The following is a 25,252-nucleotide window of genomic DNA, read 5'->3' as shown; positions in this document are numbered from 1 at the left end:
GACATGACAGACACGACCTCGAACCAGATGTGGGGCGGCCGCTTTGCCGCCGGGCCGGACGCGATCATGGAGGCGATCAATGCCTCGATCGGGTTCGACAAGCGGTTGGCGGCCCAGGATATCGCCGGCTCGCGCGCCCATGCCGCGATGCTGGCAGCGACGGGCATCATTAGTGATAGTGATGCCGAGGCGATGAGGGAAGGGCTGCTCACGGTCTTGTCAGAGATCGAGGAGGGGCGGTTCGAATTTTCCACCGCGCTGGAGGATATCCACATGAATGTGGAGGCGCGGCTCAAGGAGGTGGTGGGCGAGCCTGCGGGGCGGCTGCATACGGGGCGGTCGCGCAACGATCAGGTGGCGACGGATTTCAAGCTGTGGGTGCGCGATCAGCTGGATGCGGCGGAGGCCGGGTTGCTGTCGCTGATCCGGGCGCTGCTGGTGCAGGCCGAGGCGGGGGCGGATTGGGTGATGCCGGGCTTCACCCATCTGCAGACCGCGCAGCCTGTGACATGGGGGCATCACATGATGGCCTATGTCGAGATGTTCGGCCGCGATCTGGGCCGGGTGCGGGATGCGCGCGAGAGGATGAACGAATGCCCGTTGGGAGCCGCGGCGCTGGCGGGGACGTCGTTTCCCATTGACCGCGAGATGACCGCGAAGGCGCTGGGCTTTGACCGGCCTGCGGCGAATTCGCTGGATGCGGTGAGCGACCGGGATTTCGCGCTGGAGTTTCTGGGGGCGGCCAGCATCTGTGCGATGCATCTGAGCCGCTTTGCCGAAGAGCTGGTGATCTGGTCGTCGGCGCAGTTTCGCTTCGTGGCGCTGAGTGACCGGTTTTCGACCGGGTCGAGCATCATGCCGCAGAAGAAGAACCCCGACGCGGCGGAGCTGATCCGCGCCAAGGTGGGGCGCATTTTCGGGGCGAACGTGGCGTTGATGATGGTGATGAAGGGGCTGCCGCTGGCCTATTCCAAGGACATGCAGGAGGACAAGGAGCAGGTCTTTGACGCGGCGGACAACCTGATGCTGGCGCTGGCCGCGATGGATGGCATGGTGCGCGACATGGTCCCGCAGCGCGCAGCACTGGAGGCGGCGGCGGGTGCCGGGTTCAGCACGGCAACCGATCTGGCGGATTGGCTGGTGCGGGTTCTGGGGATGCCCTTCCGCGAGGCGCATCACGTGACGGGCAGTCTGGTGGCGATGGCCGAGCGCAAGGGCTGCGACCTGCCGGAGTTGAGCCTTGAGGAGATGCAATCGGTGCATGGAGAAATCGATGCATCGGTCTATGATGTTCTGGGCGTGCACAATTCGGTGGCGTCACGGATGAGCTATGGCGGAACCGCCCCCGAGCAGGTGCGCGCGCAGATCGCACGCTGGAAGGAGATTTTGGAATGACACGCATCGGTGCAGTTCTGGCGCTGACCGCGATGGCGGCCCTTGCGGGCTGTGGCGCGGATGGCGAGCCGATCCGCCCCACGGCGAAGGCCAATGTGGGTGTCGGTGAGCGCGGCGTGAACGGCGCGGTCGGGACCAAGTGGATCAGCGGGACCGTCAGTGTGGATGTGGGGGCCACGTTTTGAGGTGGGTCTGGCTGGCGCTGGCGGTCTGGGGTGCGGTGCATCCGATGAGCTGGTTTGTCGCGTGGTTCAGGGAAAACGGCGTCGATCTGATGGGGATGGTGGATGCATGGCACGCCAATGCCGCCACCAGTGGCCTTGTCTGGGATCTGACGATCGCGGCGGTCACTCTGACGGTCTGGGTGATCTGGGAATGTGTGACGCGACGCGCGTGGCTTGGGCTGATCGCCATTCCGGCGACCTTCGGGATCGGGGTCAGCTGTGGGTTGCCGCTTTATCTGTTCCTGCGGTCGGGGTCACGCTGATCGGATAGCTGGCCAGGCGCGTCGGGCCTGATGGGGTCCACAAGCCGCCATCCGTAACCGGCAGTAATTGTGTGTCCACGAGATGCATAATGCGGCCCGCAAAAACATCATTGTTGCCAAAATTTGGACATGATCGGCGGCAATACTCGGTCTCGAAGGCAGTTTTGTTGATGAGGATACCGAGACGATGACCGAAGCCGTAACCCCCACCATGGCGCTTCTGGAAGCGCCGTCCAAGCCGAAGCCCCCGACCGCGAAGCTGATCGAAGATGTCGCGCGCAAGTTCGGGATCAGCCCTTTGCGGCAGTTCCGCGAGATGATGCGCCTGTGCGCCGGTTGGCGGGCCATGGATTTCCACGAATATTACACCAATCAGGTGTATCGTCCCGAGCTGAACCTTGCCGAGAAGATGACCTATGTGGGCGAGAAGGGCAGCGCGCGGCTGAATCGCCGGTTGTCGCCCCTTCAGATCACGGGGCTGCGCGCCTTTGTGCGCGACAAGGTGATGTATGGCACCCTGATGGCGACCTTGGGCTTTCCTGTGCCGACGGTGCAGGCCGTGTTCTCGAAGGATCGCAGCTATGGCAAACTGCGGTCGCTGCATGACGTCGAGGAGATCGAGGCATTCTTGCTGAACGACGCGCGATATCCGTTGTTCGTAAAGCCGGAAGAAGGCTCGGGGAGTGTGGGGTCGGCCCTTATCGTGGCGCTTGATCGCGAGCAGCGCGCGCTGGTGCTGGCGAATGGCAAGAGCATCGACCTGCGCGCTTTCGCAATCGAGGTCGAGACCCGCTATGAGGAAGGGTTCCTGTTTCAGGATGCCGTGCAGCAGCACAGCATGATGAGCGATGTCGCCGGGCAGGCGGTGGGCAGCATCCGTGTCGTGACCGTGTTCGACGGTGACACGCCCAGTTGTCTTTATGCGCTTTGGAAAGTGCCGTCGCCATCGGCCATGTCGGACAATTACTGGCAGCCGGGAAGCATGCTGGCCGAGTTGGACAAGATGAGCGGGCAGGTTCTGCAATGTCGCCGGGGCAGTGGCCCGGATCAGGAGATCATCGAGCGTCACCCGGTCAGTGAGGCGGTTTTCACCGAATTGCGCATTCCGCATTGGGACGAGGTACTGCGGATGACCGCCGAAGCGCATCGGGTCTTGCCGAAATTCGGGGTGATCGGCTGGGATATCGCGATCACGCCCGAGGGGCCGCTGATCATCGAGTGCAACGCCAACCCGCATCACATGCTCTACCAGCTGGCGACGGGCAAGGGTATTCACAATCCCGATTTCGCCGAGGTGTTCGACCGGGTGGCGGCACGTGCAGATGCGTATTGGCAAGTGTGCAAGCGCAAGATCAAGGCCGAGCGCAAACGCAGCTGATGGACGGGCCTGCCGGGGGCGAGCTTTCCCGGCGGGCGCGCCCGCGATTTGGATTGATCCGCGCGATAAATCGCCTTAAGGGCGCGACATGGATCATTTTCTCTATCGCAATGGCGAGCTCTACGCCGAAGATGTGCCCGTGGCCGAGATCGCGGCCCAGGTGGGCACGCCGTTCTATTGCTATTCGACAGCCACGCTCACGCGGCATTTCCGGCTGTTCGACGAGGCGTTGGCGGGCACCGAGCATCTGATCTGCTATGCGATGAAAGCCGCGAGCAATCTTGCGATCCTGAAGACGCTGGCGGAGTTGGGTGCCGGCATGGACGTGGTGTCGGGCGGGGAATATGCGCGCGCCAAGGCCGCAGGCGTGCTGGGAGAGCGGATCGTCTTTTCGGGCGTCGGCAAGACGCGGCAGGAAATGCGGATGGCGCTGGAAGGCGGTATCCGGCAGTTCAACGTCGAATCCGAGCCCGAGATGGTGGCGCTCAACGAGGTGGCGTTGTCATTGGGTCTGCGCGCGCCGATCACCGTGCGCGTCAACCCGGATGTGGATGCCAAGACGCACGCCAAGATCGCCACCGGCAAGAGCGAGAACAAGTTCGGCATTCCGATCGCCCGCGCCCGGGAGGTCTATGCCGAGGCGGCGGCGATGCCCGGTCTCGAGGTGGTCGGGATCGATGTGCATATCGGCAGCCAGCTGACCGAGCTGGAGCCGTTCCGGCTGGCCTATGAAAAGGTGGCGGATCTGACCGAGGCGCTGCGCGCGGATGGGCATGATATCCGGCGGCTGGATCTGGGCGGCGGTCTGGGCATTCCTTACACCCGCTCGAACGAGGCGCCGCCGCTGCCGGTGGAATATGGCCAGCTCATCAAGGATACGGTGGGTCATCTGGGGTGCGAGATCGAGATCGAGCCGGGCCGTCTGGTGGTGGGCAATGCGGGGATCCTCGTGAGCGAGGTGATTTACCTCAAGGCCGGGGAGGGGCGCGATTTCCTCATCCTCGACGCGGCGATGAACGATCTGATCCGGCCCGCGATGTATGACGCCTATCACGACATCATTCCCGTGCGCGAGCCGCAGCCCGGTGCCGAGCAGGCGGCCTATGACATCGTCGGGCCGGTGTGCGAATCGGGGGATACCTTTGCCAAGGCGCGGATGATGCCGGCGCTGGCGCAGGGGGATCTGGTGGCGTTTCGCAGTGCCGGCGCCTATGGCGCGGTGATGGCCAGCGAGTACAATACACGGCCTCTGGTGCCCGAAGTTCTGGTGCATGAGCATCAATTCGCTGTCATCAGGGCAAGGCCGACCTTTGACGAGATCATAAATCGAGATACCATCCCTGAGTGGCTGTGACGCGATGGGCGTGTCCGGCCCCTGAAGGGAACGGAGCATGCAGCGGCAAACCACCCCCCTGACACCTGTGTTGACCCGGTTGCGCCGGCCTCTCACCCTGACATGGGCGGGGCTGATCGCGGAGCGGCTGGTCAGGGCCTTCTGGCCCTTGTGGTCGTTGGTGGCGGCGGTGGCGGCGATGTTGCTGCTGGGGCTGCATGACCTGATGGCGCTGGAAGTGGTCTGGGGGATCATGGTCGCCGCATTGCTGGCGTTCGTGATCTTTGCGGTTCGGGGGCTGAGGGCGTTTCGCTGGCCAAGCCGCGAGGATGCGTTGGCGCGGATCGATGCGAGTATGCCGGGTCATCCTCTGGCGGCGCTGGCGGATGCGCAGGCGGTGGGCAGCGGTGATGCGGGATCCGAAGCCCTGTGGCGCGCGCATCAGGCGCGCATGGCCGAACGGGCCGCCGAGGCACGCGCGGTCGAACCGGACCTGAGGCTGTCGGAGCGCGATCCTTTCGGGTTGCGCTATATCGCCTTGCTGGGGCTGGTGGTGGCGCTGCTGTTCGGGTCGGTCTGGCGCGTGGGCAGCGTTGCGGGCATGGGGCCGGGCGGAGGCGCTGCACTGGCCAATGGACCGGCCTGGGAAGGTTGGATCGAGCCGCCGGCCTATACCGGGCTGCCGAGCCTGTACCTCAATGACCAGACCGGAGAGATCGAAGTTCCCGAGGGGAGCCGCGTGACCGTGCGGCTCTATGGCGAGGTGGGCGCGTTGAGCGTGGCCGAGACCGTGTCGGGACGGACAGAGGATGTGGGCGCGGCGACGGACCCCGAGCAGGGGTTCGACATCACGCAGGACGGCACGCTGATGATCGACGGGCCCGGCGGCAAAAGCTGGACCGTCACGGCGCTGCCGGATCAGGGGCCGAGCGTGCAGATCATGCAGACCGGCGCCGAGACCACCTTTGACGGGCAGATGAGCCAGCCGTTCCGCGCGAAGGACGATTACGGCGTGGTCGAGGGACGGGCCGTGTTCCGGCTGGACATGGCCGAGCTTGATCGTCGCCACGGGTTGCAGGCCGATCCTGATCCGCGGGACGCGATCGAGCTGGACCTGCCGATGCCGATCACTGGTGACAGGATCGATTTCACCGAGACGCTGATCGAGAACCTGTCGCAGCACCCTTGGGCGCATCTGCCGGTGACGCTGCAGCTTGAGGTGCGCGATGCCGATGGTCAGGCGGGGCTGAGCGCGCCCGAGCAGATGCGGCTTCCGGCGCGGCGGTTTTTCGATCCGATGGCGGCTGCGGTGATCGAGCAGCGCCGGGATCTGCTCTGGTCGATGGAGAATGGCAAGCGGGTGACACAGGTGCTGCGGGCCGTGTCGCACCGGCCCGAGGATGGGCTCTTCCGGTCGGAAACCGCCTATCTGAAGCTGCGGGTGATCCTGCGGCGGCTGGAGACGTTGGTGCGGCATGACAGTCTGGACAAGGCGGCGCAGGACGAGATCGCACAGGCGCTTTGGGATCTGGCGATCCTGCTGGAAGAGGGTGATATCGGCGACGCGCTGGAGCGGATGCGCGCGGCACAGGAACGCCTGAGCGAGGCGATGCGCAACGGCGCCACCGAGGAAGAGATCGCGCGGCTGATGCAGGAATTGCGCGAGGCGACGAATGATTACCTGCGCCAGAAGATGCAGCAGGCGCAGCGCGAGAACCAGCAGCAGAACGGCGACAATCCTCCGATGTCGGATGATGCGATGCAGATGACCCAGCAGGATCTGCAGGACATGATGGACCGCATCCAGGAATTGATGGAACAGGGCCGCATGGCCGAGGCGCAAGAGGCGCTCAGACAGTTCCAGGAAATGATGGAGAACATGCAGGTCACCCAAGGTCAGGGCGGCCAGCAGGGTCAGAGCCCGGGCCAGCAGGCGATGGAAGGTCTGGCCGAGACGCTGCGCAATCAGCAGGGTCTGTCGGATGAGGCGTTCCGCGATTTGCAGGAACAGTTCAACCCCGGTGCGCAAAGCGGCCAGAGCCAGGGCAACGAGGGCCGCGATGGCGGTCAGGGCCGGGGGCAGAGCCACGATCAGCAGGGCCAGCAGGGTCAGGGCCAGGGCGGTCAGCCGGGACAGCCCGGAGAGGGCGGTCAGGAGCCGGGCAACCAGCAGGCCGAGAATGGCGGGCCGGGTGATCTGGCCGGGCGGCAGGAAGCGTTGCGCCGAGAGCTTGAGCGGCAGCGCGGCAACCTGCCCGGTGCGGGCACCGAGGGCGGTGATGCGGCCCGCGAGTCGCTCGAACGTGCGGATCGGGCCATGGAGGGTGCCGAGCAGGCGTTGCGCGGCAATGACCTGCCCGAGGCGCTGGACCGGCAATCGGAGGCGATGGAAGCGCTGCGCGAAGGGATGCGCAATCTGGGCGAGGCGCTGGCCGAGAACAGCCAGCAGCAACAGGGCGGACAAGGTCAGGCCCGAGGCGAGGCCGGTGCGCAGGAGTCGGACCCGCTTGGCCGTCAGGCAGGCCAGGGCGGGCGCGTGGGCACGCAGGATTCGCTTCTGCAGGGCGAGGACGTGTATCGGCGCGCGCGCGAATTGCTTGATGAAATCCGCCGCCGGTCAGGCGAGGGCGAACGCCCGGATGTCGAGCTTGATTATCTCAAGCGGCTGCTGGATCGGTTCTGACGCGCAAGGCCGGCACTGTGCGCGACCCATGGCGGGGCAGCGATGTGCCGGCCGCTATCTCAGAAACGATGCGACGGTTGACTGCAGCAGGGCGCGCAGGCTGTTGACCATCTCGACATAGGCGGCCATCGGCCCTTCGAGTGCGGAAGACAGGCCCGCCACCTGTGGCGCGAAGACATAGAGCAGCGTCAGAATGGCGAAAAGGACGATCGACCAGACAAAGCCACGCCGGAAACCACCGCCCGCCGAGGGTGCGGCCATGGCATCGTCGTCGCGGCTGGCGGAGACGTCACGCTGTGGGGCTGCGTCGAGCGAGGAATTGATTTCTTCGATATCGGGCAGAAGATTGCGGCGCGACTCGGGGTCGATGTCCTGATTTGTCGCGGGTTCGTCGGTGTCGACCGGAAGGCCGCGCAGGCGCGCTATGCGCGCGCGGGCATTCTGGGCGAGGGTGTCGGGTGCTTCGTCCAGACCGAGATCGGGCTGGGTTTCAAGGCCGGGGCCGGCTTCGGCGGCGCGGGCCTGTTCCTCGCGGGCGGCTTCCTCGCGCAGAAGATCGCGGATCGAGGGATCAAGCTCGCGGCGCGGGGGGGCGGTGTCTTCTTCTTCTTCCGCGTCCTCGTCAGGATCGTCGTAGTGATCCTCAGGGGTTGGGTCGGGTTGAGGATCGGGCTCGGGATCAGGCTCGACGTCATATTCGGCATAGCCGTCGTCGGCATCGGCAGATTGAGGCTCGGCCCCTGTTTCGGCCTGCGCGTCATCCTGCGGCATATGGTCGGGATGGAATTGAAACCATGTATCGCCGCAGTTCGAGCACTGGACGTCACGGCCCGTTTCCGGGATCACCTCGTCGGGGACTTCGTATTGTGCCCCGCAATTCGGGCAAGTCAGCCTCATGTCGACACCTGTCGCCTGCCAGAAGTTTCAAGCCTGTTTGCTTTTTCAAAAGCATAAGCGGTAAATGGCGCATACGAAAGACCTAAGCATTTCGTGCGCAGAAACATTGCACAAGTGTGGCCTGTAAGGCATTTAGAAGCGCGCGGCACAGAGGGGGCTTCCTTGATCGAGCTGGAGAACGTGGCCTATAGCTATGGCGGCGGCGAATTGCTGAGTGATATCTCGCTTGAGCTGCAACCGGGATCGTTCCATTTCCTGACCGGACCCTCCGGCGCGGGCAAGACGACGTTTCTCAAGTTGTGCTATGGCGCCTTGACGCCGACATCCGGCACCGTGCGCCTGTTCGGGGCCGATCGGCGCGGGATGGAGCGCGACGATATCGCCATGGCGCGGCGGCGCATCGGCGTTGTGCATCAGGATTGCCAGTTTCTGGATCATATGAGCGTGGCCGAGAATATCGCGCTGCCGCTGATGGTGTCGGGTCGGGATCTTTTGGGAGAGGCGGCCAATCTCAAGGAGTTGACCGGCTGGGTCGGTCTGAAGGAGAGGGCCAATGCGCTGCCGCCGGAATTGTCGGGCGGTGAGCGGCAGCGTGCGGCGCTGGCGCGGGCGGTCATCATGTCACCCGATGTGGTGCTGGCCGATGAGCCGACGGGGAATGTCGACTGGGAGATGTCGCAGCGGCTGTTGCGCTTGCTGATCGAGCTGAACCGGATGGGCAAGACGATCATGATCGCGACCCATGATCTGGCGCTGATCCGCGCGGCCAAGGCGCATGTGCAGGCGCGGGTGCTGAGGATCGCCAACCGGCGGCTGCAACTGGCGGGGGCGGATCTGTGAAGCTTGATCCTGGACGTCTGACGGAGATGCTGGCGGGGGATGCGCAGGCCGATCGCGTGGTGCCGCCGACGGGCTTCACCGCGTCGCTGACGCTTTTCGCGGCGGGGGCGATGGCGTTTCTGGCGGTGTTCGCGCTGGCGCTGTCGCTGGCGACGGCGCGTCTGGCGGATCGCTGGGGAGACGAATTGGCGCGCAGCTCGACCATCCGCATCTCTGCGCCCGAGGGCCAGCTTGCCAGCCAGACGCAGGCGGCCCTGAGGGTGTTGGAGACGACGACCGGGGTGGCGAGCGCCCGGGCCTTGACGCCCGAGGAGCAGAGCGCGCTGCTCGAGCCGTGGTTCGGCCCGGATCTGCCGGTGGATGCGCTGCCCATTCCGCAACTGATCGAGGTGATCGAGGATGCCGAGGGCTTCGATGCGCAGGGTTTGCGCCTGCGGCTGTCTGCCGAGGTGCCGGGAGCGGTGCTGGACGATCATACGCGCTGGCGCGAGCCCTTGGTCAATGCGGCCAACCGGCTGCGGATGCTGGGTGTGGTGTCGTTGCTGCTGATCGGGGCGACGATGGCGGCGATGATCACGCTGGCGGCCAATGCGGCGCTGGCGGCCAATGCGCAGGTGATCGGGGTTCTGCGGCTGGTGGGGGCGCAGGATGGCTATATCGTGCGGGCCTTCGTGCGGCGGTTCACCTTGCGGGCGCTGATCGGTGCCGCTGTCGGGATGGCTTTGGGATGCCTGGCGATCCTGGCGCTTCCCGCAGCACAGGATGAGGGCGGGTTTCTGACCGGGCTTGGCTTTCGCGGGTGGCATTGGGTCTGGCCGCTGGCCGTGCCGCTTCTGGCGGCGGCTGTTGCGTTTTGGGCCACGAAAACGGCGGCACGCAAGACCCTGAGGAGCCTGCCATGAGTGCAGCCGTTCAATGGCTCCGGTCGCTTGTCTTCGTGGGGCAGATCTATGTGATGATGGTGGTCATGGGGATCGTGTTCCTGCCCTGGGCGCTGGTCAGCAGACACGGGGCGCTTGCGGCCTGTCACATGTGGTGCCGGTGGGTGCGCTGGACGGCGCGCTGGATGGTGGGGCTGCGCACCGAGGTGCGCGGCACGCCGCCCACCGACGAGGTGGTGATCGCCGCCAAGCACCAGTCCTTTCTGGACATCATCCTGATTTTCGGGGCGGTGCCTGCCGGCAAGTTCATCATGAAGCGCGAATTGATGTGGGCGCCGGTGATCGGGCAATATGCGCTGAAGATCGGCTGCGTTCCGGTTGACCGGGGCAAACGCAGTCAGGCGATCAAGCAGATGGTGTCGGATGTGGCGCGCGGCCGGCAGGATCCCGGACAGCTGATCATCTATCCCCAGGGCACACGCATCGCGCCGGGCGTGAAGGCGCCTTACAAGGTCGGAACCGGCGTGCTGTATGACGAGCTGGGACAGGATTGCGTGCCGGTGGCGACCAATGTGGGCGTCTTCTGGCCGCGCAAGGGGATCCTGCGCAAGCCGGGGCTGGCGGTGGTGGAATTCCTGCCACGCATCGAGGCCGGGATGGCGCGCATGGATTTCATGGCGCAACTCGAACAGGAGGTCGAGACCGCGTCCGACCGGCTGATGCGGGAAGCGGGCTTCGATCCCGACAAGGTTCAGGGCGACCGGTAAGCACCGGGTGGGGCGTATCGCTCACGCGACAGACATGAAAAAGGCGGCTTCCCGCGAAGGGGGGCCGCCTTTTTCCTTGTGTCCGATGATGGCCGTGTCAGGCGTGAATGGCCCCGTCGCCGCAGGCGAGGGCGGCTTCGCGCACCGCTTCGGAATAGGTGGGATGCGCGTGACAGGTCAGCGCCAGATCCTCGGCGGAGGCGCCGAATTCCATCGCGACGCAAATCTCGTGGATCAGGTCGCCGGCCATGGGCCCGATGATATGGGCGCCCAGAATGCGATCTGTTTCCTTGTCGGCGAGGATCTTGACGAAGCCGTCACCGGCGAAATTCGCCTTGGCGCGCCCGTTGCCCATGAACGAGAACTTGCCGACCTTGTAGGCGCGACCCGCCTCTTTGAGCTGTTCTTCGGTCTGGCCGACGGACGCCACTTCGGGATGCGTATAGATCACGCCGGGAATGACCCCGTAATTGACATGGCCATGCTTGCCGGCGATCACCTCGGCGGCTGCCATGCCCTCATCCTCGGCCTTGTGGGCGAGCATCGGGCCGGCGATGGCGTCGCCGATGGCATAGATCCCCTCGACATTGGTGCGCCATTGATCGTCGGTTTCGATCTGACCACGCGCGGACATCTTCACGCCGAGCGCCTCGAGACCGAGACCGTCGGTGAAGGGTTTGCGCCCGGTGGCGACCAGAACCACATCGGCGTCGATCGTATGGTCGCTGTCGTCCTTGCGCAGCTTGTAGGCGACCTTGGCCTTGGTCTTGAGGGTTTCCACCGATTGCACGGCAGCGCCCATGATGAAATCGAGCCCCTGTTTCTTGAGCAGGCGCTGAAACTGTTTCTGCACCTCGCCATCCATGCCGGGGGTGATCTGATCGAGATATTCGACCACGGTGATTTTAGACCCGAGCCGGGCATAGACCGAGCCCAGTTCAAGCCCGATCACCCCGGCGCCGATCACGACCATCTTCTTGGGGATCTTCGGCAATTCCAGTGCGCCGGTGGAGGTGACGACGATCTTTTCATCCACCTCTACGCCGGGCAGGGAAGCGGATTGCGAGCCGGTGGCGATGATGATGTTGCGGGCCTCGTGCAGCTCGTCGCCGACCTGCACCTTGCCTTTTTCCGGGATCGAGCCCCAGCCCTTGAGCCAGTCGATCTTGTTCTTCTTGAACAGGAATTCGATCCCCTTGGTGTTCTGGCCGATCACGTCATCCTTGTAGGCGAGCATCTGTTTCCAGTCGACCGAGGGGCTGGCGCCCTTGAGGCCCATCTTGGCGAAATTATGCTCGGCCTCATGCAGCTGATGGGAGGCGTGCAGCAGCGCCTTGGACGGGATGCAGCCCACGTTGAGACAGGTGCCGCCGAGCGTGGCGCGTCCTTCGACGCAGGCGGTTTTCAGGCCAAGCTGGGCGCAGCGGATGGCGGCGACATAGCCGCCGGGGCCGGAGCCGATGACGATCACGTCATAGTTTGCCATGGGTCGGTATCCTTTCGTTGATCGGGGAAAGGGGGCTCTGCCCCCGCCGCCCTGCCGGCGACTCCCCCGGGATATTTGAAGCCAGAAGAAACATCAGGCGAGGGCGGCCAGCAGCATCAGGACGGTGGCCATGAACCCCGCAGCCCAGATCAGCGACCGGCCGGGGCGCCAGCCGAAGGCATAGGCCGGGATGTAGAGAACGCGCGCGCCCAGATAGGTGAAGGCGCAGCCGGCGGTGAAGGGGCTGGATTGGCCCGAGAGGGTGATGACCGTGCAGGCGATGCCGAAGAGGATCAGCCCTTCGAAATGGTTGTTCAGAGCGCGTTGCAGGCGCGCGGCGCGCTCGGAGAGCTGTTTCGAGGGGGCGCGGTCGCGCGCGGACATGGTGTAGCCGGTGCCCAGTTGCAGGTTCGCAGGCACGGCGAAGAGGCCGTATTGGACGACCTGTAGCAGGGCTGCGAGGGTGAGGGCGGTCAGCTCGGGGGTCATCGTTGGCGGTCCGGCGTTTGTCAGGGGGGTGCTGCTGCCGGGCCGTTGGCCCGGCGGCAAAGATCACAGATCCATCAGCAGGCGGCGCGGGTCTTCGAGCGCCTCTTTCACCCGGACGAGGAAGGTGACCGCGCCCTTGCCATCGACGATGCGGTGATCGTAGCTGAGGGCCAGATACATCATCGGGCGGGCCACGATCTGACCGTTGACGACCATCGGGCGGTCCTGGATCTTGTGCATGCCGAGGATGCCCGATTGCGGCGGGTTGAGGATCGGCGAGGACATCAGCGATCCGTAGACGCCGCCGTTCGAGATGGTGAAGGTGCCGCCCTGCATTTCGGCCATGCTGAGCTTGCCGTCGCGGGCGCGGGCGCCTTTTTCGGCGATGGCTTTTTCGATCTCGGCGAAGGACATCGAATCGGCGTCACGGATCACCGGGACCACGAGACCCTGAGGCGTGCCGGCGGCGATGCCCATATGCACGAAGTTCTTGTAGACGATGTCGGTGCCGTCGATTTCGGCGTTCACCTCGGGGACTTCGCGAAGGGCGTGGCAGCAGGCCTTGGTGAAGAAGGACATGAAGCCGAGCTTGACGCCGTGTTTCTTGTAGAAGTCGTCCTTGTAGGCGTTGCGCAGGGCCATCACCTCGGTCATGTCCACCTCGTTATAGGTGGTCAGGATCGCGGCGGTGTTCTGGGCGTCCTTGAGGCGGCGCGCGATGGTCTGGCGCAGGCGGGTCATGCGGACTCGTTCCTCGCGGGCGGCGTCATCGGCGCTGACCGGGCCGCGCGGCGGCTGTACGGGGGCCGCGGGCGCGCTGGAGACTGCGGGTGCGGTGGATGCGGCCGCAACGGCCTTGGAGACGTCTTCTTTCATGATACGGCCATCCTTGCCTGTGCCCTGAACCTGATCGCGAGAAAGGCCGGCTTCGGCCATGGCTTTCTTGGCTGACGGCGCGTCTTCGATATCGCCACCACCGGAGGCAGCTTGCGCGGGTTCGGCGCTGGCGGCACTGGCACTGCTGGGTTCGGTGGTGCCACCGGCGGAGCCGGAGAGCACCGCCAGCTTGCCGCCGGCCTGCACGGTGTCGCCTTCGCCGGCGAGGATTTCGGACAGGATGCCAGCCGTGGGTGCGGGCACTTCGACCGAGACCTTGTCGGTTTCGAGCTCGCACAGGGTTTCGTCCTGCGCCACGCTGTCGCCGACCTTCTTGAACCATGTGGACACGGTCGCTTCGGTCACGGATTCGCCCAAGGTGGGCACCATGACATCGGTAGTGCCCTTGGACCCGTCGCTGTCGGGCGCGTCGCCCTTGGAGGCGGCGCTGTCCTGGCTTTTGGCGGGTGCACTGTCGCCTGCGCCCGAGGCCTGGCCTTCGGAGATGGTGGCGAGGAGCGCATCGACGCCCACGGTTTCGCCTTCGCCGGCGACGATCTCGCCAAGGGTGCCGGCGGCGGGCGCGGGCACTTCGACGGTCACCTTGTCGGTTTCCAGCTCGCACAGCATTTCGTCGGCGGCGACCGGGTCACCGGGTTTCTTGAACCAGGTGGCGACCGTGGCTTCGGTGACGGATTCTCCGAGCGTGGGGACGCGAACTTCTGTCGACATGCGTTATTTTCCTTCGATGGTCAGCGCGGCATCGACCAGCGCCTCTTGTTGTGCCTTGTGCTGGGATGCCAGGCCCGTGGCGGGCGAGGCGGCGGCGGCGCGGCCTGCATAGGTGGGGCGGGCATGCTTGGCGTTGATCCGGCCAAGCACCCATTCGATATTGGGTTCGATGAAGAACCACGCGCCCTGGTTCTTGGGTTCTTCCTGACACCAGACCATTTCGGCCTGTTTGAAGCGTTCAAGCTCCTTGACCATGGACATGGCCGGGAACGGGTAGAACTGTTCGATGCGCAGCAGGTAGACATCGTCGATCCCGCGGCGATCGCGTTCCTCGAGCAGGTCGTAATAGACCTTGCCCGAGCACATCACCACGCGCTTGATCTGATTGTCGGGTTTCAGCTGCGTGTCGGAATTGCCGTATTGCGCATCGTCCCACAGAACGCGGTGGAAGCTGGAACCGGTGGTGAATTCCTCGGTCCGGGAGACCGCCATCTTGTGACGCAGCAGCGATTTGGGCGTCATCAGGATCAGCGGCTTGCGATAGGTGCGGTGCAGCTGCCGGCGCAGGATGTGGAAATAGTTGGCCGGTGTGGTGCAGTTGGCCACGATCCAGTTGTCGCCGCCGCACATGGTGAGGAAACGCTCGAGGCGTGCCGAGGAATGTTCCGGCCCCTGCCCTTCGTAGCCATGCGGCAGCAGGCAAACGAGGCCCGACATGCGCAACCACTTGGATTCACCCGAGCTGATGAACTGGTCGAACATGATCTGTGCGCCGTTGGCGAAATCGCCAAACTGGGCCTCCCACAGGGTGAGGGCGTTGGGTTCGGCCAGCGAATAGCCGTATTCGAAGCCCAGAACCGCATATTCCGAGAGCATCGAGTCGATCACCTCGTAGCGGGCCTGCCCCTCGCGGATATGGTTGAGCGGAAAGTAGCGTTCCTCGGTGTTTTGATCGATGAAGGCGGAATGACGCTGGCTGAACGTGCCGCGCGTGCTGTCCTGACCGGCGAGGCGCACCGGGTAGCCTTCGAGCTGCAGCGAGCCGAAGGCCAACGCCTCGGCGGTGGCCCAGTCAAAGCCCTGACCGGTTTCGAACATCTGCTTCTTGGTGTCGAGCAGGCGGCTGACCGTCTTGTGGAGCGGGAAGCCATCGGGCGCCGTGGTCAGGGCGCGACCGATCTCGTCGAGGGTTTCGGGGGCGATGGCGGTTTCGCCACGCTGGTAATCCTCGTTCTTGCGGTCGAGATGGGACCATTTGCCATCCAGCCAGTCGGCCTTGTTGGGGCGGTATTCCTTGCCGGCCTCGAATTCGTCGGCGAGGTAGGATTGGAAGGCGGCCTTCATATCCTCGATCTCGCCTTCGGGGATCAGGCCATCGGCCACCAGGCGTTCGGTATACAGGCTGAGCGTGGTCTTTTGCTTCTTGATCTTGTTGTACATCACCGGGTTGGTGAACATGGGCTCATCGCCCTCGTTATGGCCGAACCGACGGTAGCAGATCATGTCGATCACCACGTCTTTCTGGAACTTCTGGCGGAATTCGGTGGCGACCTTGGCGGCATGCACCACGGCTTCGGGATCATCGCCGTTGACGTGGAAAATGGGCGCCTCGACCATCAGCGCGATATCGGTGGGATAGGGCGAGGAGCGCGAGAAATGCGGCGCGGTGGTGAAGCCGATCTGGTTGTTCACCACGATATGAATGGTGCCGCCGGTCTTGTGGCCCTTGAGACCCGAGAGACCGAAACATTCGGCCACCACACCTTGCCCCGCGAAGGCCGCGTCGCCATGCAGGAGAACAGGCAGAACGCTGGTGCGCTCGCTGTCGTTGCGCTGGTCCTGCTTGGCGCGGACCTTGCCGAGCACCACCGGATTGACCGCTTCGAGATGCGAGGGGTTCGCGGTCAGCGACAGGTGAACGGTGTTGCCGTCGAATTCGCGGTCGGAGGAGGCGCCGAGATGGTATTTCACATCGCCCGATCCATCCACGTCCTCGGGCTTGAAGCTGCCGCCCTGAAACTCGTTGAAGATGGCGCGATAGGGTTTGCCCATCACGTTGGCCAGCACCGACAGGCGCCCGCGATGGGGCATGCCGATGACGATTTCCTTCACGCCGAGGCTGCCGCCGCGCTTGATGATCTGCTCCATCGCGGGGATCAGGCTTTCGCCGCCATCAAGGCCGAAGCGCTTGGTGCCCATGTATTTGACGTGGAGGTATTTCTCGAATCCCTCGGCTTCGACCAGCTTGTTCAGGATCGCCTTGCGGCCCTCGCGGGTGAAGGTGATTTCCTTGTCGTAGCCTTCGATCCGTTCCTTGAGCCATGCGGATTGTTCGGGATCGGAGATGTGCATGTATTGCAGCGCGAAGGTGCCGCAATAGGTGCGCTTGACGATATCGAGGATCTCGCGGATCGAGGCGACCTGCAGGCCCAGAACGTTGTCGATGAAGATCGGGCGGTCCATGTCGGCTTCGGTGAAGCCGTAGGATTTCGGATCGAGCTCGGGGCGGTAGCCGTGATCGCGCAGGCCAAGCGGATCGAGCTGGGCGATCAGGTGGCCGCGGATGCGGTAGGCGCGGATCAGCATGAGCGCGCGAACGGAATCGAGAACGGCGCGCTTGACCGCGTCATCCGACACCTTGACGCCCTTTTCGGAGGCTTTCTTCTTGATCTTGTCGGCGGCTGTGGCGGTTTCGATTTCGGCGGGCCATTCACCGGTCAGCGCGCTGGTCAGATCGTCATTCGGCGTCGGCGGCCAGTCGCTGCGCGCCCATGACGGGCCGCTGGCCTGCTGGCGGACATCGGCATCGCCATCGCCAAGCTGGCGGAAAAACTCCTGCCAGGCAGCGTCCACGGCGTTGGGATCGCTGGCGTAGCGCGCATAGAGCTGTTCGAGATATGCGGCGTTGTGCCCCTGCATGAAGCTGGAGGCGTGGAATTGGTCGTTCGAGCTTTGATCCGTCATGTTCGTTCTCCGCGCGGTGATGCGCATATTGTCATTTGGATACTTCGGATTTCACCAGTTTCTCGACAGTGGCCTGAAGGCCGTTGAAGCCGTGTCGCGCCCCTTTGATCGGAACGAAGGTTGCGGGCAACCCACGAGCCTGGGCGGCGGCGACATAGTCCTGCGAAAGCTGTGGAAAGGTGTTGTCATCTGCGGTGCCGACCGCAGCGATGATCCGGGTGCCGGGCGCGATCTTGGCAACGAGGCTGTGAGGCGACACGCTGTTGCGCCATGCCGATTTGCCGCGTGCTTGCCGCCACTGCGTGATGTTGCACGGGCAGGAGACCAGGATCGCGCTGTCGATGAGGCCGGGATACGCCCCGATGATCGCGCCGATCTGTGCCGCACCGCCGGAATGCCCCACGGCGATCACGCGCCTGTTGCCGGTTTGCTTGGCAAGGGCCTGAATCGTCTGGGCGGCCATGGTGTTGTTTTTCGTGGTGTAGTGATCGCGCCGGTTGTTGTTCGAGCCGGGGGATTTGCCCCCCTTGCTGTCGGCATAGCCGGGGCGCAGCATGGCGAACACGCTTGCGCCTTTGTTCTGCGCGGCGAGCTTGGCCGCGATATCGTAGTGATAATCGGCCGGCCCCCCCTTGCTGACATCGCCGTGCAGGACAACGATCAGGGCGCGGTCACCGCCGCCGAACATCTTGCCCTGAAGCGGACCGGGCGATTGCGCCAGCCCGGCGGTGGCAAGCCATGCCAAGGACAGACCGAACAGAAGCGCAAGCGCAGCCATGACGCGCGAAGTGCGACCCTGTGCCGTTTTGAGGTGATCCGTCATGGCGTGTCCTTTTTGACCGAACTCGTGAAGCAACAGGAGAGGAACCCGGGGGTGGTGGTCAGGTGCCTGTCGCGGTGCTTCGGTGGCGGGGTGGGATGCGCGGGGGCCGCGCATCCCGGTGACTGGTCAGCCCTTGATCGCGGCCAGAACGGCCTCGCCCAGACTGGCGGGGCTTTCGGCGACGGTGATCCCGGCGGATTTCATCGCCTCGATCTTGTCGTCGGCGCCGCCCTTGCCGCCCGCCACGATGGCGCCGGCATGGCCCATGCGACGGCCCGGAGGGGCGGTGCGGCCCGCGATGAAGCCGGCGGTGGGCTTCCAGCGGCCTTTCTTGCGCTCGGCGGCGAGGAAGGCGGCGGCGTCTTCTTCGGCGGAGCCGCCGATTTCGCCGATCATGATGATCGCCTCGGTCTCGTCATCGGCGAGGAACCATTCCAGCACGTCGATATGTTCGGTTCCCTTGATGGGGTCACCGCCGATGCCGACGCAGGTGGACTGCCCCAGACCCACATCGGTGGTCTGCTTAACCGCCTCGTAGGTGAGCGTGCCCGAGCGAGAGACGACGCCGACCTTGCCACGCTTGTGGATATGGCCGGGCATGATGCCGATCTTGCAGGCGTCAGGCGTGATGACGCCGGGGCAGTTCGGGCCGATCAGCCGCGATTTCGAGGTCTCCAACGCGCGCTTGACGCGCATCATGTCGAGCACGGGGATGCCTTCGGTGATGCAGACGATCACCTCCATTTCGGCGTCGATCGCCTCGAGGATGGAATCGGCGGCGAAGGGCGGCGGCACGTAGATCACCGAGGCGTTGGCGTCGGTGGCGTGTTTCGCCTCGTGGACCGAGTTGAACACGGGCAGGTCGAGATGGGTCTGACCGCCCTTGCCGGGGGTGACGCCGCCGACCATCTTGGTGCCATAGGCGATGGCCTGTTCGGTGTGGAATGTGCCCTGCGAGCCGGTGAGGCCCTGACAGATCACCTTGGTATTTTCGTCGATGAGGACTGCCATCTTGGCATTCTCCTTAAAATGTTCGCTGTGGCGGCACGCAGCGGGCTGCGGGCCGGGCAGGTCAGCCCTTGACGGCTTTGACGATCTTTTCGGCGCCGTCCTTGAGGTCGTCGGCGGCGATCACGTCGAGGCCGGAGTTCGAGATGATCTCTTTCCCCTTTTCGACGTTGGTGCCTTCCAGACGGACGACCAGCGGTACCGTCAGGCCCACTTCCTTGACCGCGGCGATCACGCCTTCGGCGATCACGTCGCAGCGCATGATGCCGCCGAAGATGTTGACCAGAATGCCTTTGACCTGCGGGTCCGAGGTGATGATCTTGAACGCCTCGGTCACCTTTTCCTTGGTCGCGCCGCCGCCCACATCGAGGAAGTTGGCAGGCTCGGCGCCATAAAGCTTGATGATGTCCATGGTGGCCATCGCCAGGCCCGCGCCGTTGACCATGCAGCCGATCTCACCGTCGAGTGCGATGTAGTTCAGATCGTATTTGGACGCTTCGAGTTCCTTGGGGTCTTCTTCGGTCGTGTCGCGCAGTTCGGCGATATCGGCGTGGCGGTAGACCGCGTTGGAATCGAACCCCATCTTGGCGTCGAGGCATTTGAGATCGCCCTTGTCGGTGATGATCAGGGGGTTGATCTCGAGCATCTCCATGTCCTTGTCGAGGAACAGTTGGTAGAGAATGCCCATCAGCTTGACGCATTGTTTGACCTGCGCGCCTTCGAGGCCCAGCATGAAGGCGATCCGGCGGCCATGGAACGGCTGGTAGCCGGTGGCGGGATCGACCGAGAAGCTGAGGATCTTTTCAGGGGTCTTTTCGGCGACTTCCTCGATGTCCATGCCGCCTTCGGTGGAGGCGACGAAGGAAATCCGCGAGGTGACGCGGTCCACCAGCAGGGCGAGGTAGAATTCCTTTTCGATGTCCGAGCCGTCTTCGATGTAGATGCGGTTGACCTGCTTGCCGGCGGGGCCGGTCTGCTTGGTGACGAGGGTGCGGCCCAGCATGCGCCGGGCTTCCTCGGCGGCTTCTTCGACGGATCGGGCGAGGCGGACACCGCCGGCTTCGCCTGCGCCCGGCTCCTTGAAGGTGCCCTTGCCGCGGCCGCCGGCGTGGATCTGCGCCTTGACCACCCAGAGGGGGCCATCCATTTCGCCCGCGGCGGTCTTGGCCTCTTCGGCGCGCAGCACGACGCGTCCATCCGATACCGGGGCGCCGTAGGAGCGAAGCAGAGCCTTCGCCTGATACTCATGGATATTCATGAAACTGTCCCGTATTGCTGTTATCGGAACGGATATACCCATAGCCTTGATAGTGAATTAAACCGTTTTTTGTTTGCAGGCTGGGTTTTCGAGCGTTTTTTCGCGTTTTGTGATCACAGCAATAAATCGTGTGATCACAAAAGTTCAAGCGCAAGCTGCGCGCGACTCGGTTAACGGGCGCGACAAGCCGCTTCGACCTTGTCACGCGGGCCTGTGAGGGCAGATGATTTTGCCGGTTCTGAAACGGAAAGGGCCGGGCACCTGATGGCACCCGGCCCCGACACTTGGGCGATGATCGGATCAGGCGAGCGACGGGTCGATGCCCTTGCACGCTTCGACGAGGCCCTTGACGGCCTTGACCGAGCTGTCGAACATCGCCTGCTCGTCCTTGTTGAGCTTGATTTCGACGATGCGCTCGATGCCACCGGCGCCGATCACCGTGGGCACGCCCACATAGAAGCCGTTCAGGCCATAGGCGCCATCGACATGGGCGGCACAGGGAAGAACGCGTTTCTGGTCCTTGAGATAGGCTTCGGCCATTTCGATCGCCGAGGTGGCGGGCGCATAGAAGGCGGAGCCGGTCTTGAGCAGGCCGACGATCTCGGCGCCGCCGTCGCGGGTGCGCTGAACAATGGCGTCCAGCTTGTCCTGCGTGGTCCAGCCCATTTCGATCAGGTCGGGCAGAGGCACGCCGGCGACGGTGGAATAGCGCGTCAGCGGCACCATCGTGTCGCCATGACCGCCCAGAACAAAGGCGGTGACGTCCTTCATCGAGACGTCGAATTCGAGGCTGAGGAAGTGGCGGAACCGCGCGCTGTCCAGCACGCCGGCCATGCCGCAGACTTTCTCGTGGGGCAGGCCCGAGAATTCGCGCAGCGCCCAGACCATCGCATCGAGCGGGTTGGTGATGCAGATCACGAAGGCGTCGGGCGCGTTGTCGCGGATGCCTTCGCCGACGGATTTCATGACCTTGAGGTTGATGCCCAGAAGGTCGTCACGGCTCATGCCGGGCTTGCGCGGCACGCCTGCGGTCACGATGCAGACATCGGCGCCTGCGATGTCGGCATAGCTCTGGGTGCCCTTCATGCGCGCGTCGAACCCTTCGGAGGGGCCGGATTCCGCGATGTCGAGCGCCTTGCCTTCGGGGGTGCCTTCGGCGATATCGAACAGGACGACATCGCCCAGTTCCTTCAGCGCGGCGAGGTGAGCGAGGGTGCCGCCGATCTGTCCTGCGCCGATGAGGGCAATCTTGGGTCTGGCCATTGGAAGTATCTCCGGTCGGTTGGAATTTTCGCGCTTGGGGTAGTCCCAAATCGTCGGCTGCGCAAGGCTGCTGCTGTGTCGGTCTTTCGACAGATAAACTGGCCCCGAGGGATGAGGCGCGCTAACAGAGTGTGGAAACAAGGGATTCAGGGCGCCGGACATGACCTTGCCGGATTGGGAAGTTTTCGCGGTGGCGGTGCCTGCGGTCCTGTTGGCGGGCATATCCAAAGGCGGGTTCGGATCGGGGGCGGCCTTTGCGGGGGCGTCGATTCTGGCGCTTGTGGTGCCTCCGGGGCAGGCGCTTGGCATCATGCTGCCGCTGTTGATGCTGATCGATGTGTCGACGCTCAGGCCCTATTGGAAGCGCTGGAGCGCGGTCGATGCAAAGCGGCTGCTTTGGGGTGGCGTGCCGGGTGTGGCGATTGGTGCGGCGCTTTATTCGGTGGCGGATGCCGATCTTTTCCGACTGCTGATCGGGGGGATCTGCCTTGCCTTCATCGGCTGGCAGATGTCGTTGCGCGCGGGGCTTTTGCGCCCGTCACAAAGGCCGATGCCGGGATGGGCGGGGATCGTGGCCGGGGTGGTGGCCGGATTCACCAGTTTCGTGAGCCATGCCGGAGGGCCGCCCGCGGCGGTTTATCTCTTGTCGCGCCGCTTGGACAAGACGCAGTTTCAGGCGACCACGGTGCTGGTTTTCTGGGCCTACAATGTCGTGAAATTCGTGCCCTATGCGTTTCTGGGGATTTTCACCGTCGAGACGCTGCTGTTCGACCTGATCCTTGCGCCGGTCGCGCTGTTTGGGGCGTGGTTGGGGGTCAGGGCGCACAGGGTGGTGCCTGAGGGGCTGTTTTTCGGCATCACATATGTTCTGCTGGCGGTGACGGGCAGCAAGCTGATCTGGGATGCGCTAACCTGAGGATGGCGGATTTTTCTGCAGTGCGGCGACAAAGGCCTTGAACTTTTCCGACGAAAAATGTCATTCCGGCGCAAGATTATTTCTGCAATGACTCGGAAGGCAGCCCAGATGGATACGGCGACGCGCCCCTACCGCTCGGTTCTATATATCCCCGGTTCCAAGGAACGGGCGCTTGAGAAGGCACGCGAGCTGCCCTGTGACGCGATCATCTTCGATCTGGAGGATGCCGTTGCCCCCGAAGCCAAGCCCGAGGCCCGTCAGACCCTGGCGAAAGCCCTGAAGGAAGATGGCTATGGCAAGCGCACCAAGATCGTGCGGATCAATGCGCTGACCACCGAATGGGGGCTGGAGGATGTGCGGGTGCTGGCCGATGCCGGGGCGGACGCCATCCTGTTGCCCAAGGTCAACACGCCGTCGGATGTGGACAATCTGGCCGATATGCTGTCGCCCGCGATGCCGATCTGGGTGATGATGGAGACGCCGATCAGCGTGTTCAACGCGCCGGAAATCGCGATGCACCGTCAGGTCACGGGGCTGGTGGCCGGTACCAACGATCTGACCAAGGATCTGGGATGTCGGTATCGCGCGGACCGTCTGCCACTGATGACGGCGCTGCAGCGGATCATCATGGCGGCGCGGGCGGCGCGCGGTGTCGTGGCGATCGACGGGGTGTATAACCGGTTCCGCGATGGCGAAGGGCTGAAGGCGGAATGCGAGCAGGGGCGCGATCTGGGCTTTGATGGCAAGACGCTGATCCATCCCGCGCAGGTCGAGATCGCCAATACCGCCTTTGCGCCGACGCAATCGGAAATCGAGATGGCCGAACGCCAGATCAAGGCCTATGAAGAAAGCAAGGCTTCGGGTCAGGGTGTGGCCGTGGTGGATGGGCAGATCGTGGAAAATCTGCATGTCGTCGCGGCGCAACGCATGCTGGCACGGGCGCAAGCGATCATGGAAATGGCGGCGGAGTAATACGGCATGGTTTATCTGATACTGGGTCTGGTCCTTTGGACGGCGGGCCATTTCTTCAAGCGTCTGGCGCCGGACATGCGCGCCGGGATGGGCAATGCCGGCAAGGGCGTTGCGGCGGTGATCATTCTTGCGGGTCTGGTGCTGATGATCATCGGCTATCGCGGCGCGGAGTTCATCAACCTGTGGTATCCGCCGACATGGACCGTGCATCTGAACAACCTTCTGATGCTGATCGCGGTTTTCGTCTATGGGATGAGTGCCACACGCGGACGGCTGAGAGGCAAGATGCGGCACCCGCAGTTGGTGGCGGTCAAGATCTGGGCGGTGGCGCATTTGCTGGTCAATGGCGATCTGGCCTCGGTCATCCTGTTTGGCGGGATGCTGGCCTGGGCTGTGGTGCAGGTGATCGTCATCAACCGCACAGAGGAATGGGTTCGGCCCGAGCCGGGCAAGGCCAGCAAGGATATCCTGCTGGTTGTCATCACGCTGGTTCTGTTCGGGGTGATGACCGGCATTCACAACTGGTTGGGCGTCTGGCCGTTTCCGGGGTGAGGCAGCATGAAACTCTATCGTTTTCTGTCGGCTGACGACACGTCGGCGTTTTGCCACAAGGTGAGTGCTGCGCTGGACAAGGGCTGGGAGCTTTATGGCGATCCGACCTATGCGTTCGATCATGCCAATGGCGTTATGCGCTGCGGTCAGGCCGTGGTGAAGGAGGTCGAGGGCAGCTATTCCCCCGACCTGAAACTGGGAGAGCAGTAAGCATGGCCAAGACCAATCCGGGCCGTTTTTTCGAAGATTACAGCGTCGGAGACGTGATCACGCACGCCGTGCCGCGCACCGTGTCGGGTGGGGAAAGGGCGCTGTATCATGCGCTTTATCCGGCACGTCACGCGCTGTATTCCTCGGATGAATTTGCTCGGGCGTGCGGTCTGAAGGCCAGCCCGATCGACGATCTGGCGGCGTTTCACGTGGTGTTCGGCAAGACGGTGCCGGATGTGTCGCTGAATGCTCTGGCCAATCTGGGCTATGCCGAGGGGCGCTGGCTCAGGCCGGTCTGGCCGGGGGATACGCTGCGTTCGACCAGCGAGGTGATCGGTCTCAAGCAGAATTCGAACGGGAAATCCGGTGTCGTCTGGGTGCGCACACGCGGCGAGAACCAGCATGGCGAGACCGTGATGGAGTATGTGCGTTGGGTCATGGTGCGAAAGCGCGATGCCGCAGTGGCGGCCCCTGACCCGGTGATCCCCGATCTGAAACCGGCGCTTGCGGCGGCCGATCTGGTGGTGCCCGAGGGGCTGGATTTCAGCGGCTACGATTTCGCCCTGGCCGGAGAGACGCATCGCTGGGGCGATTATCAGCCCGGCGAGGTGATCGACCATGTGGATGGTGTCACCGTCGAAGAGGCCGAGCACATGATGGCCACCCGCCTGTGGCAGAACACCGCCAAGGTGCATTTCGATGCGACGCTGCGCGAGGATGGGCGGCGGCTGATCTATGGGGGGCACGTGATCTCGATGGCGCGTGCGCTGAGTTTCAACGGTCTGGCGAATGCGCAGATGATCGTCGGTCTGAATGCGGGCGCCCATGCCAACCCGTGCTATAGTGGCGACACGATCAGGGCTTGGACCGAAGTGCTGGAGCGTGCCGAAACCCCGGCGCCGGGGGTTGGGGCGCTGCGGCTGCGGCTGGTGGCCACCAAGGGCGGGGAGCCGTTCACGCTTAGGGGCGAGGATGGCAAATACCTGCCGCATGTGCTGTTGGATCTGGATTACTGGGCGTTGATCCCGATGTAAGCCGGGGC

At 63.9% G+C, this 25,252-nt stretch carries 23 protein-coding genes; 14 read left to right on the top strand and 9 right to left on the bottom strand.

Annotated features, from left to right (window positions below; all coding sequences use genetic code 11):
• Positions 1 to 3 precede the first annotated feature (3 nt).
• The 6 genes from argH to F3H35_RS02935 all read left to right on the top strand — a co-directional run bounded on the left by argH (position 4) and on the right by F3H35_RS02935 (position 7,276).
• Positions 4 to 1,395 (top strand): argininosuccinate lyase, encoded by a 1,392-nt coding sequence (gene argH / locus F3H35_RS02960; RefSeq protein ID WP_149778141.1) that lies wholly within the window; start codon positions 4 to 6, stop codon positions 1,393 to 1,395.
• Positions 1,392 to 1,580, top strand: coding sequence for a hypothetical protein (locus tag F3H35_RS02955; protein WP_007812180.1), 189 nt, complete (start codon positions 1,392 to 1,394; stop codon positions 1,578 to 1,580). The genes argH and F3H35_RS02955 overlap by 4 nt, the downstream gene beginning before the upstream one ends.
• Complete coding sequence (locus F3H35_RS02950) at positions 1,577 to 1,882, top strand: DUF2834 domain-containing protein (protein WP_007812182.1); 306 nt, start codon at positions 1,577 to 1,579, stop codon at positions 1,880 to 1,882. Before F3H35_RS02955 ends, F3H35_RS02950 begins: the two co-directional genes overlap by 4 nt.
• Before the next feature lie 187 nt (positions 1,883 to 2,069).
• Positions 2,070 to 3,260 (top strand): sugar-transfer associated ATP-grasp domain-containing protein, encoded by a 1,191-nt coding sequence (locus F3H35_RS02945; RefSeq protein WP_149778140.1) that lies wholly within the window; start codon positions 2,070 to 2,072, stop codon positions 3,258 to 3,260.
• 88 nt (positions 3,261 to 3,348) lie between these two features.
• Positions 3,349 to 4,614 (top strand): diaminopimelate decarboxylase, encoded by a 1,266-nt coding sequence (lysA, locus tag F3H35_RS02940; RefSeq protein ID WP_149778139.1) that lies wholly within the window; start codon positions 3,349 to 3,351, stop codon positions 4,612 to 4,614.
• Positions 4,615 to 4,651: 37 nt separating this feature from the next.
• Complete coding sequence (locus F3H35_RS02935; protein ID WP_149778138.1) at positions 4,652 to 7,276, top strand: TIGR02302 family protein; 2,625 nt, start codon at positions 4,652 to 4,654, stop codon at positions 7,274 to 7,276.
• A 54-nt stretch (positions 7,277 to 7,330) separates the two neighbouring features.
• Here F3H35_RS02935 and F3H35_RS02930 read toward each other — a convergent pair whose 3' ends face one another.
• On the bottom strand, positions 7,331 to 8,173 hold the full coding sequence (locus tag F3H35_RS02930; protein ID WP_149778137.1) for a zinc-ribbon domain-containing protein: 843 nt from the start codon (positions 8,171 to 8,173) through the stop codon (positions 7,331 to 7,333).
• 162 nt (positions 8,174 to 8,335) lie between these two features.
• Between F3H35_RS02930 and F3H35_RS02925 the strand changes: the two genes are divergently transcribed.
• The 3 genes from F3H35_RS02925 to F3H35_RS02915 are packed head-to-tail and all read left to right on the top strand — an operon-like array spanning position 8,336 to position 10,661.
• Entirely contained in the window at positions 8,336 to 9,013 is a 678-nt protein-coding gene (locus F3H35_RS02925; protein ID WP_007812189.1) for a cell division ATP-binding protein FtsE, read from the top strand.
• A gap of 26 nt (positions 9,014 to 9,039) precedes the next feature.
• On the top strand, positions 9,040 to 9,915 hold the full coding sequence (locus tag F3H35_RS02920) for a cell division protein FtsX (RefSeq protein ID WP_149778382.1): 876 nt from the start codon (positions 9,040 to 9,042) through the stop codon (positions 9,913 to 9,915).
• Positions 9,912 to 10,661, top strand: a complete 750-nt coding sequence (locus F3H35_RS02915; protein WP_149778136.1) for a lysophospholipid acyltransferase family protein — start codon at positions 9,912 to 9,914, stop codon at positions 10,659 to 10,661. The genes F3H35_RS02920 and F3H35_RS02915 overlap by 4 nt, the downstream gene beginning before the upstream one ends.
• 97 nt (positions 10,662 to 10,758) lie before the next feature.
• On the opposite strand, the gene lpdA is transcribed toward F3H35_RS02915, so the two are convergent.
• The 8 genes from lpdA to mdh all read right to left on the bottom strand — a co-directional run bounded on the left by lpdA (position 10,759) and on the right by mdh (position 21,560).
• Positions 10,759 to 12,147, bottom strand: a complete 1,389-nt coding sequence (lpdA, locus tag F3H35_RS02910; protein ID WP_149778135.1) for a dihydrolipoyl dehydrogenase — start codon at positions 12,145 to 12,147, stop codon at positions 10,759 to 10,761.
• Between the two features lie 93 nt (positions 12,148 to 12,240).
• Positions 12,241 to 12,636 (bottom strand): MAPEG family protein, encoded by a 396-nt coding sequence (locus tag F3H35_RS02905; RefSeq protein WP_149778134.1) that lies wholly within the window; start codon positions 12,634 to 12,636, stop codon positions 12,241 to 12,243.
• 63 nt (positions 12,637 to 12,699) lie between these two features.
• Positions 12,700 to 14,244, bottom strand: coding sequence for a 2-oxoglutarate dehydrogenase complex dihydrolipoyllysine-residue succinyltransferase (gene odhB / locus F3H35_RS02900; protein WP_149778133.1), 1,545 nt, complete (start codon positions 14,242 to 14,244; stop codon positions 12,700 to 12,702).
• A gap of 3 nt (positions 14,245 to 14,247) precedes the next feature.
• Positions 14,248 to 17,208, bottom strand: coding sequence for a 2-oxoglutarate dehydrogenase E1 component (locus F3H35_RS02895; protein ID WP_149778132.1), 2,961 nt, complete (start codon positions 17,206 to 17,208; stop codon positions 14,248 to 14,250).
• Positions 17,209 to 17,239: 31 nt separating this feature from the next.
• Positions 17,240 to 18,031, bottom strand: coding sequence for an alpha/beta hydrolase family protein (locus F3H35_RS02890; RefSeq protein ID WP_188129844.1), 792 nt, complete (start codon positions 18,029 to 18,031; stop codon positions 17,240 to 17,242).
• A gap of 126 nt (positions 18,032 to 18,157) precedes the next feature.
• Positions 18,158 to 19,042 (bottom strand): succinate--CoA ligase subunit alpha, encoded by an 885-nt coding sequence (sucD, locus tag F3H35_RS02885; protein WP_149778130.1) that lies wholly within the window; start codon positions 19,040 to 19,042, stop codon positions 18,158 to 18,160.
• A 61-nt stretch (positions 19,043 to 19,103) separates the two neighbouring features.
• Positions 19,104 to 20,297 carry an ADP-forming succinate--CoA ligase subunit beta gene (gene sucC, locus F3H35_RS02880; RefSeq protein WP_149778129.1) on the bottom strand — a complete coding sequence of 398 codons (1,194 nt, stop codon included), beginning with the start codon at positions 20,295 to 20,297 and terminating at the stop codon, positions 19,104 to 19,106.
• Positions 20,298 to 20,597: 300 nt separating this feature from the next.
• Positions 20,598 to 21,560: a malate dehydrogenase gene (gene mdh / locus F3H35_RS02875; protein WP_149778128.1), complete on the bottom strand. Its 963-nt coding sequence runs from the start codon at positions 21,558 to 21,560 to the stop codon at positions 20,598 to 20,600.
• Between the two features lie 160 nt (positions 21,561 to 21,720).
• On the opposite strand from mdh, the gene F3H35_RS02870 reads away from it, so the two are divergent.
• The 5 genes from F3H35_RS02870 to F3H35_RS02850 all read left to right on the top strand — a co-directional run bounded on the left by F3H35_RS02870 (position 21,721) and on the right by F3H35_RS02850 (position 25,244).
• Positions 21,721 to 22,476, top strand: a complete 756-nt coding sequence (locus tag F3H35_RS02870; RefSeq protein ID WP_149778127.1) for a sulfite exporter TauE/SafE family protein — start codon at positions 21,721 to 21,723, stop codon at positions 22,474 to 22,476.
• 108 nt (positions 22,477 to 22,584) lie between these two features.
• Entirely contained in the window at positions 22,585 to 23,448 is an 864-nt protein-coding gene (locus tag F3H35_RS02865) for an HpcH/HpaI aldolase/citrate lyase family protein (protein ID WP_007812209.1), read from the top strand.
• 6 nt (positions 23,449 to 23,454) lie between these two features.
• Positions 23,455 to 24,000: an NnrU family protein gene (locus F3H35_RS02860; protein WP_149778126.1), complete on the top strand. Its 546-nt coding sequence runs from the start codon at positions 23,455 to 23,457 to the stop codon at positions 23,998 to 24,000.
• A 6-nt stretch (positions 24,001 to 24,006) separates the two neighbouring features.
• A complete protein-coding gene (locus F3H35_RS02855) occupies positions 24,007 to 24,210 on the top strand; it encodes a DUF1737 domain-containing protein (RefSeq protein WP_149778125.1) in 204 nt (67 codons plus the stop codon).
• A 2-nt stretch (positions 24,211 to 24,212) separates the two neighbouring features.
• Positions 24,213 to 25,244 carry a MaoC family dehydratase gene (locus tag F3H35_RS02850; RefSeq protein ID WP_149778124.1) on the top strand — a complete coding sequence of 344 codons (1,032 nt, stop codon included), beginning with the start codon at positions 24,213 to 24,215 and terminating at the stop codon, positions 25,242 to 25,244.
• Positions 25,245 to 25,252 lie beyond the last annotated feature (8 nt).

Origin of the sequence: Roseovarius litoreus (assembly GCF_900142765.1) — a bacterium.
Classification (GTDB): Bacteria; Pseudomonadota; Alphaproteobacteria; order Rhodobacterales; family Rhodobacteraceae; genus Roseovarius; species Roseovarius litoreus.
Note: the sequence above shows the minus strand (reverse complement) of the source record. Positions and strands in the feature narration are given on the sequence as shown.